At 72.1% G+C, this 10,495-nt stretch carries 9 protein-coding genes; 8 read left to right on the top strand and 1 reads right to left on the bottom strand.

Going from position 1 to position 10,495, the window contains the following annotated elements; translation table 11 throughout:
• The 5 genes from ACFYW3_RS17880 (at position 1) to ACFYW3_RS17860 (ending at position 7,171) form a co-directional block, all read left to right on the top strand.
• On the top strand, positions 1 to 621 hold the full coding sequence (locus tag ACFYW3_RS17880; protein ID WP_351752056.1) for a TetR/AcrR family transcriptional regulator: 621 nt from the start codon (positions 1 to 3) through the stop codon (positions 619 to 621).
• Positions 622 to 734: 113 nt separating this feature from the next.
• Positions 735 to 2,933, top strand: coding sequence for a molybdopterin oxidoreductase family protein (locus tag ACFYW3_RS17875; RefSeq protein ID WP_389386713.1), 2,199 nt, complete (start codon positions 735 to 737; stop codon positions 2,931 to 2,933).
• A gap of 73 nt (positions 2,934 to 3,006) precedes the next feature.
• A complete protein-coding gene (locus ACFYW3_RS17870) occupies positions 3,007 to 4,554 on the top strand; it encodes a CitMHS family transporter (protein ID WP_389386712.1) in 1,548 nt (515 codons plus the stop codon).
• Positions 4,555 to 4,652: 98 nt separating this feature from the next.
• On the top strand, positions 4,653 to 6,065 hold the full coding sequence (locus ACFYW3_RS17865; RefSeq protein ID WP_389386711.1) for an aldehyde dehydrogenase family protein: 1,413 nt from the start codon (positions 4,653 to 4,655) through the stop codon (positions 6,063 to 6,065).
• A 26-nt stretch (positions 6,066 to 6,091) separates the two neighbouring features.
• Positions 6,092 to 7,171, top strand: a complete 1,080-nt coding sequence (locus tag ACFYW3_RS17860; protein ID WP_351751936.1) for a Zn-dependent alcohol dehydrogenase — start codon at positions 6,092 to 6,094, stop codon at positions 7,169 to 7,171.
• A gap of 145 nt (positions 7,172 to 7,316) precedes the next feature.
• Here the strand turns inward: ACFYW3_RS17860 and ACFYW3_RS17855 are convergent, their stop codons facing one another.
• Complete coding sequence (locus tag ACFYW3_RS17855; RefSeq protein ID WP_351751937.1) at positions 7,317 to 7,973, bottom strand: TetR/AcrR family transcriptional regulator; 657 nt, start codon at positions 7,971 to 7,973, stop codon at positions 7,317 to 7,319.
• 68 nt (positions 7,974 to 8,041) lie between these two features.
• On the opposite strand from ACFYW3_RS17855, the gene ACFYW3_RS17850 reads away from it, so the two are divergent.
• The 3 genes from ACFYW3_RS17850 to ACFYW3_RS17840 all read left to right on the top strand — a co-directional run bounded on the left by ACFYW3_RS17850 (position 8,042) and on the right by ACFYW3_RS17840 (position 10,364).
• Positions 8,042 to 9,193: an acyl-CoA dehydrogenase family protein gene (locus tag ACFYW3_RS17850; RefSeq protein WP_389386710.1), complete on the top strand. Its 1,152-nt coding sequence runs from the start codon at positions 8,042 to 8,044 to the stop codon at positions 9,191 to 9,193.
• 125 nt (positions 9,194 to 9,318) lie between these two features.
• Entirely contained in the window at positions 9,319 to 9,636 is a 318-nt protein-coding gene (locus tag ACFYW3_RS17845) for a YiaA/YiaB family inner membrane protein (RefSeq protein WP_267803742.1), read from the top strand.
• An 89-nt stretch (positions 9,637 to 9,725) separates the two neighbouring features.
• Positions 9,726 to 10,364, top strand: a complete 639-nt coding sequence (locus ACFYW3_RS17840; RefSeq protein ID WP_351751941.1) for a TetR/AcrR family transcriptional regulator — start codon at positions 9,726 to 9,728, stop codon at positions 10,362 to 10,364.
• Positions 10,365 to 10,495 lie beyond the last annotated feature (131 nt).

Raw genomic sequence — 10,495 nt, 5'->3', positions numbered from 1 at the left:
ATGGACCCCGTGCCCCCCGCCCACCCCATGCGCCGGACCCCTGTCCAGCAGCGCAGCGCCGACCGGCTCGCCCGGATCCTCGACGCCTGCGCGGAACTCCTGGACGAGACCGGGTACGAGAACCTCAGCACCCGTGCCGTCGCCCTGCGCGCCGGAGTGCCCATCGGCTCCGTCTACCGCTTCTTCGGGAACAAGCGAGCCATGGCCATTGCCCTGGCCCACCGCAATCTCGACCGCTACGCCGACGGCATCGAGGAACGGCTGGCCGCCCTTCCGGCCACCCATTGGCGGCCCGTCGTCGACGCCGTCCTGGACGAATACCTGGCGATGAAGCGCAGCGTGCCCGGATTCGCGCTGGTCGACTTCGGCGTGCCCGCGCCGCCTCCCGAGGGTCCGGCCGCCGACCCCAATCACCTGGTCGCCGTACGGCTCACCGAACTGCTCTCCCGCCACCTCGGCCGCACCCGCGACGCCACCCTCGAACGGGCCGTGCTGGTGGCGGTCGAGGCCACCGACGCGCTCATCCAGTTGGCCTTCCGCGTCGACCCCGCGGGGGACCCCGGGATCGTCGCCGAAACCCGGGCGATGATGCAGGCCTACCTGGCCCGCGTACTCGATTGAACCCCCGAGGCCCGCAGTCGCCCCGAACGCACCCCTCCCCAACCTCCCTACTGGTCGGTATGCTCGACCCGCCCGTGTGCCCGCACCGCAGCCTGCCGTCCCCAGGAGCGACCATGCCCCGCACCGCCCTGCGCGTCTGCCCCCTCTGTGAAGCCACCTGCGGCCTCACGCTGACCATCGAGGGCACCACCGTCACCGGCGCCCGCGGCGACCGGGACGATGTGTTCAGCCACGGCTTCATCTGCCCCAAGGGCGCGGCCTTCGGGGCCCTCGACGCCGATCCGGACCGGCTGCGGACCCCCCTCGTGCGCCGCGACGGCCGGCTGCGCGAAGCGGGTTGGGACGAGGCCTACGAGGCGATCGCCGCGGCCGTGCCCGCCCTCGTACGGGAACACGGAGCCCAGTCCGTCGGCGTCGTCCTCGGCAACCCGAACGTCCACACCATGGCCGGAGCCCTCTACCCGCCGCTCCTCCTCAAGGCCCTCGGCACCCGGAACCTCTTCACCGCCAGCACCCTGGACCAGATGCCCAAGCACGTGTCCAGCGGGCTGCTCTTCGGCGACCCCTTCGCCATCCCGGTCCCCGATCTCGACCGCACCGACTTCCTCCTGCTCCTCGGCGCGAACCCGGTCGAGTCCAACGGCTCCCTCTGCACCGCCCCGGACTTCCCCGGTCGGCTCAAGGCTCTGCGGGCCCGCGGCGGAACCCTGGTCGTCGTCGATCCGCGGCGCACGCGCACCGCCGCGCTGGCCGACCGGCACCTCGCACCCCGCCCCGGCAGCGACGCCCTGCTGCTGGCCGCGCTCGCGCACACCCTGCTCGCGGAGGGAATCGCGACCCCCGGGACGCCGGAGGAATGGGCCGAAGACCTCGGGGAACTCGCCGACGCCCTCGCCCGTTTCACTCCCGAGGCCGTCGCCCCGGCCTGCGACCTGACCGCCGGTGAGATCCGTTCCCTCGCCCGGGAGCTGGCGGACGCACCCACCGCCGCCGTCTACGGGCGCATCGGTAGCTGCACGGCCGAGTACGGCACCCTCGCCAGTTGGCTGGTCGACGTCCTGAACATCCTCACGGGCAATCTCGACCGTCCGGGCGGGGCGCTCTTCCCTCTCTCGGCGACCGACCGCGCACCCCGACCCGCCCGTCCCGGCAAGGGGTTCGACCTCGGCCGCTGGCACAGCAGGGTCAGCGGCCACCCGGAAGCCAAGGGTGAACTGCCCACCGCTGCCATGGCCGAGGAGATCGAGACGCCGGGCGAGGGACGGATCCGGGCCCTGATCGCCATCGCCGCCAACCCCGTGCTGTCCGCCCCCGACGGCCGGCGCCTCGACGCGGCCCTGGCCGGACTCGACTTCATGATCAGCGTCGATCCGTACCTCAACGAGACCTCGCGCCACGCCCACGTCGTCCTGCCCCCGCCGCCGCCCTCACAGTCCGCCCACTTCGACTTCGCGTTCAACGCGTTCGCCGTGCGCAACCAGGCCCGCTACTCGCCACCCGCCGTGCCCCTCGAAGAAGGCCGCATGGACGAGTGCGAGGTCCACGCGCGCTTGATCCTCGCGGTGTCCGGGATGCACGGGGCATCGCCGGACGTCCTCGACGACCGCGTCATCGCCGACACCCTCGCCCGAGAGGTCGCCGACCCCCACTCGCCGCTCTTCGGCGGAGACCCGCAGCGGGAGGCGCGGGCACTGACGGGCAGCACCGGCCCCGAGCGGCGGCTCGACATGATGCTGCGACTCGGACCGTACGACCTCACCCTCGACGAGCTGCGGAAGCGGCCGCACGGCATCGACCTGGGCCCCTTGAGTCCCAGGCTCCCGGGCGTGCTGAAGACCCGCACCGGCCGGATCGAACTGCTCCCGGACCCGATCGCGGCCGAACTCCCCAGGCTCCGCGCGGCGCTCGCCGAACGCCCCGCCGCCCTGGTGCTCGTGGGCCGCCGCCATCTGCGGTCGAACAACAGCTGGTTGCACAACGTCCCGGCCCTGGTCGGAGGTTCCAACCGGTGCACCCTCCAGGTCCATCCGCAGGACGCGGACCGACTGGGCCTCACCGACGGCGGGCGGGCCCGGATCACCGCCGACGGCGGCAGTCTGGAGGTCCCGGTCGAGATCACCGACGCCGTCCGCACCGGGGTCGTCAGCCTTCCGCACGGTTGGGGCCACGACCGGGCCGGCTCCCGACTCTCGGTGGCCAGGGCCGTGCCCGGAGCCAATGTGAACCAGTTGCTCGACGGCAGCCGACTCGACCCGCTGTCCGGTACCGCCGTGCTCAACGGATTCCCGGTCGAACTGGCTCCTCTGCCCTGAGCTGGGGTTTTGCTCGTATTGCTCACGCGTCGACGTCTTGTTGGCGCCTCGGGGAGCCACCTACGTTCCCAGCATGCTGACCTTCCTCGGCTTCGCCATGATCGCGACCTTCCTGGTTCTGATCATGCTGAAGAAAATGTCGCCCATCGCGGCGCTCGTGCTCATCCCCGCGCTCTTCTGCGTCTTCGCCGGACAGGGTGCGCAGTTGGGCGACTACGTCATCGACGGGGTCGGCAAACTCGCGCCGACGGCCGCGATGCTGATGTTCGCCATCGTCTACTTCGGCGTGATGATCGACGTAGGCCTCTTCGACCCGATCGTGCGCGGCATCCTGCGCTTCTGCAAGGCGGACCCGATGCGGGTCGTGGTCGGTACGGCGGTGCTCGCCGCGATCGTGTCGCTCGACGGCGACGGCTCCACCACCTTCATGATCACGGTCTCGGCCATGTACCCGCTCTACAAGCGCCTCGGCATGAGCCTGGTGGTCATGACCGGCGTCGCGGCCACCGCCAACGGCGTCATGAACACCCTCCCCTGGGGCGGTCCCACGGCCCGCGCCGCCACCGCCCTCAAGCTCGACGCCGCCGACGTCTTCGTCCCGATGATCCCCGCGCTGGCGGCCGGGCTGCTCTTCGTGTTCGTCCTCGCGTACGTCCTCGGCGTGAAGGAGCGACGCCGGGTCGGGCTGCTGGTCATGCCCGGCGCACAGGGTGAGTACGCGCAGGAGAAGGCCACGGAGAAGCGGGACGCGGAGTCGCAGGTCGAACTGGTCGAAGGGGAGCCCGCCACGGTCACGGCGGGGGTGGGCACCTCGGTCGCCGCCCCCGCCGCCCCCGTCTCCGCCTCGGGCCCGGACGGCTCCGGCAGGACACCCGCACCCGCACCCGTGCCCGCACCCGCACCCGCACCCGTGCCCGCCCCCACCGCTCCGGACGCACCCACGGCCACGGCCACCGCCCCCGACGGTGACGGTGACGGTTTCCAGGGGCTCGATCCGAACCGTGCGACGCTCCGTCCCCGCCTCTACTGGTTCAACGCCGGGCTGACCGTCACCCTCCTCACCGCGATGATCATGGAGTTGCTGCCCATCCCGGTGCTCTTCCTTCTCGGTGCGGCCCTCGCCCTCACGATCAACTTCCCCCACATGCCCGACCAGAAGGCCCGGATCGCCGCCCACGCCGACAACGTCCTCAACGTCGCGGGCATGGTCTTCGCCGCTGCGGTCTTCACCGGTGTCCTCACCGGCACCGGCATGGTCAAGCACATGGCCGACTGGCTCGTCGGCGCGATCCCCGAGGGGATGGGACCGCACATGGCCCTGGTCACGGGCCTGCTCAGCCTGCCCCTGACCTACTTCATGTCGAACGACGGCTTCTACTTCGGGGTCCTGCCGGTACTGGCCGAGGCCGGCGCCGCGCACGGCGTCTCGCCGCTGGAGATCGCCCGCGCATCCCTCGTCGGCCAGGCCCTGCACATGTCAAGCCCACTGGTTCCGGCCGTCTACGTCCTCGTCGGCATGGCCAAGGTCGAGTTCGGCGATCACACCCGATTCACCGTGAAGTGGGCGGCCCTGACCTCCCTGGTGGTCCTGGCGGCGGGGATGCTTTTCGGCATCATCTGATCCCGGCCGCCTCTGGCGCCCGCAAAACTACCGGCGCTAGTTTGTAGGGTGTTGGCGAGGTCAGGTCTGCGCGCTCGCGCGTGTTCGGGAGGAGAGCCATGAAGGCCCAGGACGGGATGTACATAGGCGGCGCCTGGCGGCCGGCCGTCGGACGTGAGCGGATCGAGGTCGTCAATCCCGCCGACGAACAGGTCCTCGCCTCGGTTCCGGCCGGTACCGCCGAGGACGTGGACGCGGCCGTACGCGCGGCACGCGCGGCCTTCCCCGGCTGGGCGGCCACGCCGCCGGCCGAGCGGGCGGCCCTCGTGGGGGCCCTGCGCGATGTGCTGGTTCGCCGCAAGAAGGAGATCGCGGAGACCATTTCCGCGGAGCTCGGCGCTCCGCTCGGCTTCGCGGAGGCCGTGCACGTGGGGTCGCCGATCGCCGTCGCGGGCTCGTTCGCCGAACTCGGTGCCTCGTACGCCTTCGAGGAGCGGCTCGGGAACTCCACGGTGCTGATGGAACCGGTCGGCGTGGTCGGGGCGATCACGCCCTGGAACTACCCGCTGCACCAGGTCGTTGCCAAGGTGGCACCCGCTCTCGCCGCCGGCTGCACCCTCGTCCTCAAGCCGGCGGAAGACACCCCGCTGACCGCACAGCTCTTCGCCGAAGCCGTCCACGAGGCGGGCATCCCGGCCGGGGTCTTCAACCTGGTGACCGGCACCGGCCCGGTCGCCGGCCAGGAGCTGGCCGCGCACGAGGGAGTCGACCTCGTCTCCTTCACCGGCTCGACCGCGGTCGGCCGGCAGATCGGCGCCACCGCCGGCGCCGCGATCAAGCGCGTCGCCCTCGAACTGGGCGGCAAGTCGGCCAACGTCATCCTGCCCGGCGCCGATCTGGCCAAGGCCGTCGCCGTGGGCGTCGGCCACGTCATGAACAACTCCGGCCAGAGCTGCAATGCGCTCACCCGCATGCTCGTCCACCGGGACCAGTACGAGGAGGCCGTCGCGCTCGCGGCCGACGCCATCGCCAAGTACCCCACCGGCGACCCCCGCGAGCAGGGCACCCGCCTCGGCCCGGTGATCAACGCCAAGCAGCGCGACCGCGTTCGCGCGTACATCGTCAAGGGGGTCGAGGAGGGGGCACGCCTCGTCGCGGGCGGGCCCGACGCGCCCCACGACCAGGGATACTTCATCGCCCCGACCCTCTTCGCGGACGTCACCCCCGACATGACCATCGCCCAAGAGGAGATCTTCGGCCCCGTGCTGTCGATCCTCCGGTACGAGGACGAGGACGACGCCCTGCGCATCGCCAACGGCACCGTGTACGGCCTCGGCGGAGCCGTCTGGGCGGCGGACGCGCAGACCGCGACGGCCTTCGCCCGCCGCATGGACACCGGCCAGGTGGACATCAACGGCGGTCGCTTCAACGTGCTCGCGCCCTTCGGTGGCTACAAGCAGTCGGGCGTGGGGCGAGAGTTGGGTCCGCACGGCCTGGGCGAGTACCTCCAGACCAAGTCACTGCAGTTCTGAACCCCGGAAGTACGGAGACGACGACCATGGTCCGCGCCGCCATCCTGCCCGCCGTCGGAGCCCCGCTGGAGATCCGGGAGATCGTGCTGCCCGAAACCGGCCCCGGTCAGGTCCGGGTGCGGCTCGCCGCAGCCGGGGTCTGCCATTCCGACCTCTCCCTCAGCAACGGCACCATGCGGGTCCCGGTCCCCGCCGTCCTCGGTCATGAGGGCGCGGGTACGGTCCTCGCCGTCGGGGAGGGTGTCACCCACGTCGCCCCCGGTGACGGGGTGGTGCTCAACTGGGCCCCGTCGTGCGGGGCGTGTCACCACTGCCTGATCGGCGAGGTCTGGCTCTGCACCCAGGCGCTGGCCGGGGTCGGCGCGGTCCACGCCCACGACGCCGACGGCACCGAACTGCACCCCGGGCTGAACGTGGCCGCCTTCGCGGAGGAGACCGTGGTCGCGGCGAACTGCGTGTTGCCCGCACCCGCCGGGATCCCGCTCGCCGAGGCCGCCCTGCTCGGCTGCGCCGTCCTCACCGGCTACGGAGCCGTCCACCACAGCGCCCAGGTCCGCCCCGGGGAGTCGGTGGCCGTCTTCGGTGTCGGCGGGGTCGGTCTGGCCGCCCTCCAGGCGGCCCGCGTCGCGCAGGCGGGCCCGATCGTGGCCGTCGACGTCTCCCCGGCGAAGGAGGAACTGGCGCGCGCCGCCGGTGCCACGGAATTCGTCCTCGCGTCGGAGACCACGGCCAAGCAGATCCGGGCGCTGACCGGGGGCCGGGGCGCGGACGTGGCGATCGAGTGCGTCGGCCGGGCGGAGACCATTCGCGGCGCGTGGGATTCGACGCGTCGCGGCGGTCGCACCACGGTCGTCGGCATCGGTGGCAAGGAGCAGCAGGTCACCTTCCACGCGTTGGAGATCTTCCACTTCGCCCGGACCCTCACCGGCTGCGTCTACGGCAACAGTGACCCGGCCCGTGACCTCCCGGTGATCGCCGACCACGTCCGGGCCGGCCGGCTGGACCTCGGCGCGCTCGTCACCGACCGGATCACCCTCGACGGCATCCCGGCCGCCTTCGACGCGATGCTGGCGGGCAAGGGCGGCCGCTCGCTGGTCATCTTCTAGCCGGAGCCGGAGCCGGAGCCGGAGCCGGAGCCGGAGCCGGAGCCGGAGTCGGAGCGGACGCGGACGGGGACGGGCCGGGAGCGGGCCATGGCCTGCTCCCGACCCGTCCCCGTCCCCGCAGGGCCCCCGCCGCCCCGGACGTCCGTCAGGTCGTCCCCTTCAGCGCCTCGTACTGGATCGCCAGTCCGTCCAGCAGTGCCGCCAGCCCCGTCTCGAACGCGCCCTCGTCCACCTCGTGCTGCCGCTCGGCCAGCAGGTGGGCCTGGCCCAGGTGCGGGTAGTCCGACGGGTCGTACGCGGCGCGATCGTCCACGAAACCCCCGGCGAAGGAACCCACCGCCGAGCCCAGGATGAAGTACCGCATCAGCGCGCCGATCCGCGTCGCGTGGGCCGGCGGCCACCCGGCCTCCGTCATCGCGCCGAAGACGGCGTCCGCCACCCGGAGCCCCGCCGGGCGACGACCCGGTCCCCGCGCCAGCACCGGAACGATGTTCGGGTGGTCGGACAAGGCGTCCCGGTACGAGTGGGCCCAGTCGTGCAGCGCGAGCCGCCAACTCCGGCCGTCCTCGCCGTCGAACATCGACAAGTCGACTCGGGCGCTCACCGCGTCCGCCACCGCGTCCAGGATCTCGTCCTTGGTGCGGAAGTGGTTGTAGAGCGAAGGCCCGCTGACCCCGAGCGCGGCCGCCAGTCGGCGCGTGGACACCGCCTCAAGGCCCTCCGAGTCCACCAGCGCGCCCGCCGCCTCGACGATGCGGTCTCTACTGAGGAGGGGCTTGCGCGGTCTGGCCATGCGCCACATAGTAGGGCCTGCCCACATTAAACTACCGGTGCTAGTTAATCCGCGCCGGACCGCCCGGAGGTGCACCGGTGGACCTGGAGCTGAGCGAGGAGCAGGAGGCCGTTCGGCGGCTCGCCCGCGAGTTCACCGAGCGGGAGATCACCCCGTACGCCGCCGCATGGGACCGCGCCGAGAGCGTCGACCGGTCGCTGGTCAAGAAGCTCGGTGACCTGGGCTTCCTCGGGCTGACCGTGCCCGAGGAGTACGGCGGTTCCGGCGGCGACCACCTCGCCTACGTGCTCGTCACCGAGGAACTCGGCCGCGGCGACTCCGCCGTGCGCGGCATCGTCTCCGTCTCCCTCGGCCTGGTGGCCAAGACCGTCGCCGCCTGGGGCACCGAGGAGCAGAAGCAGGCCTGGCTCCCACGCCTGTGCTCGGGCGCATCGCTCGGCTGCTTCGGCCTCACCGAACCCGGCACCGGCTCCGACGCCGGCAACCTGGACACCCTTGCTCGGCGCGAAGGCGACACGTACGTCGTCAGCGGCAGCAAGATGTTCATCACCAACGGCACCTGGGCCGACGTGGTCCTGCTCTTCGCCCGCACCAACGACGAGCCCGGCCACCGAGGGATCTCCGCCTTCCTCGTGCCCACCGACAGCCCCGGCCTGACCCGTCGCGAGATCCACGGCAAGCTCGGCTTGCGCGGCCAGGCCACCGCCGAACTCGTCCTCGACGGTGTCCGCGTGCCGGCCTCCGCGATGCTCGGACCGGAGGGCAAGGGCTTCTCCGTGGCCATGTCCGCCCTCGCCAAGGGGCGGATGTCGGTCGCCGCCGGCTGCGTCGGCATCGCCCAGGCGGCGCTGGACGCGGCCGTCTCGTACGCCGCCCAGCGCGAACAGTTCGGCAAGCCCATCGCCCACCACCAACTGGTCCAGGAGCTGATCGCCGACATCTCGGTCGACGTGGACGCGGCCCGGCTGTTGACCTGGCGGGTGGCCGACCTGATCGACCGCGGGAAGCCCTTCGCCACCGAGTCCTCGACCGCCAAGCTCTTCGCCTCCGAGGCCGCCGTGCGCGCCGCGAGCAACGCCCTCCAAGTCCACGGCGGCTACGGCTACATCGACGAGTACCCGGCCGGGAAACTGCTGCGCGACGCCCGCGTGATGACCCTGTACGAGGGCACCAGTCAGATCCAGAAGCTGCTCATCGGCCGTGCCCGTACAGGGGTCTCGGCGTTCTGAGCCGCCCCGCCGCCCCGCCGCCCCGCCGCCCCGCCGCCCCGCCGCCCCGCCGCCCCGCCGGCTGAGTACGTACGTGAGTACGCGCACGGATGTGGCGCGGGCCACAGGTCGCCGAAGCTGGACCCATGAACGAGACACCGGTCAAGCAGCAGAACACGGGGGCCTACTACGGCCAGGCCGTCGCCTCCTTCGGCGTCGCCATGGCGGCCGTGGCCCTGGGGATCTACAACCTGGACGCGAACGGCTGGGTGCGCGCTTTCCTCGGCATCGCCGTCCTCTACCTGACCACCTCGGCCTTCACCCTCGCCAAGGTGATCCGGGACCGGCAGGAAGTCACCCAGATCGTCACCCGGGTCGACCAGGCCCGGATGGAGAAGCTCATGACCGGCTACGACCCCTTCGCGCCGAAGCCCGCCTCCGGCCCGGCGGCCCAGGATCGCTAAGCGCTTGCTCACCCCTCCGGTAGGGTGTCCATTCCCATGTGACGGGTCCCGCGACACGGGTCCCGCGAGGCGAAGAGGGTGAGCGAGCGATGGAAAGCCAGGCGGACACCGGTGGCTACCAGCCGTGGTCGGAGGTCACCCCCGACGCCGCGCGGCGGCTGCTCGTCGCCGCCGTGGAGGCCTTCGCGGAGCGCGGCTACCACGCCACCACCACCCGGGACATCGCCGGACGGGCCGGCATGAGCCCGGCCGCGCTCTACATCCACTACAAGACCAAGGAAGAACTGCTCCACCGGATCAGCCGGATCGGCCACGACAAGGCGCTGGAGATCCTGGAGACGGCCGCGTCCGGCCCGGGGACCGCCGCCGACCGGCTCGACGAGGCCGTGCGGTCCTTCGTGGGCTGGCACGCCGCGCACCACACCACCGCGCGCGTGGTCCAGTACGAGCTCGATGCTCTCGCCGTGGAGCATCGCTCCGAAATCGTGGCACTGCGCCGGCAGAGCGACGCGGCCGTGCGCCGGATCATCGCCGACGGGGTCGCGGCGGGCGAGTTCGAGGTCCCCGACGTGCCCGGCACCACCCTCGCCGTCCTGTCCCTGTGCATCGACGTGGCCCGCTGGTTCAACGTGACCGGCTCGCGCACGCCCGACGAGGTCGGCGCGCTGTACTCCGACCTCGTGCTCCGCATGGTCGGCACGCGCCCCGGCCACGGGGCGGCGCGGTGACGTCCGCCCGGTGACGCACCCGGTGAACCGGTGAAGCACCCAGTGAAACCGCCCCGGGATCCGGTTGCCGACCCCGACCCGACCCGACCGGACCCGGCCCGACCCCGGCTCGCGCCCCGACCCCGGCCCCG

This window comes from Streptomyces sp. NPDC002602, from assembly GCF_042889445.1.
GTDB lineage: Bacteria > Actinomycetota > Actinomycetes > Streptomycetales > Streptomycetaceae > Streptomyces.
The sequence above is the reverse complement of the archived record's forward strand: the minus strand, read 5'-3'. Positions and strand labels throughout refer to the sequence as shown.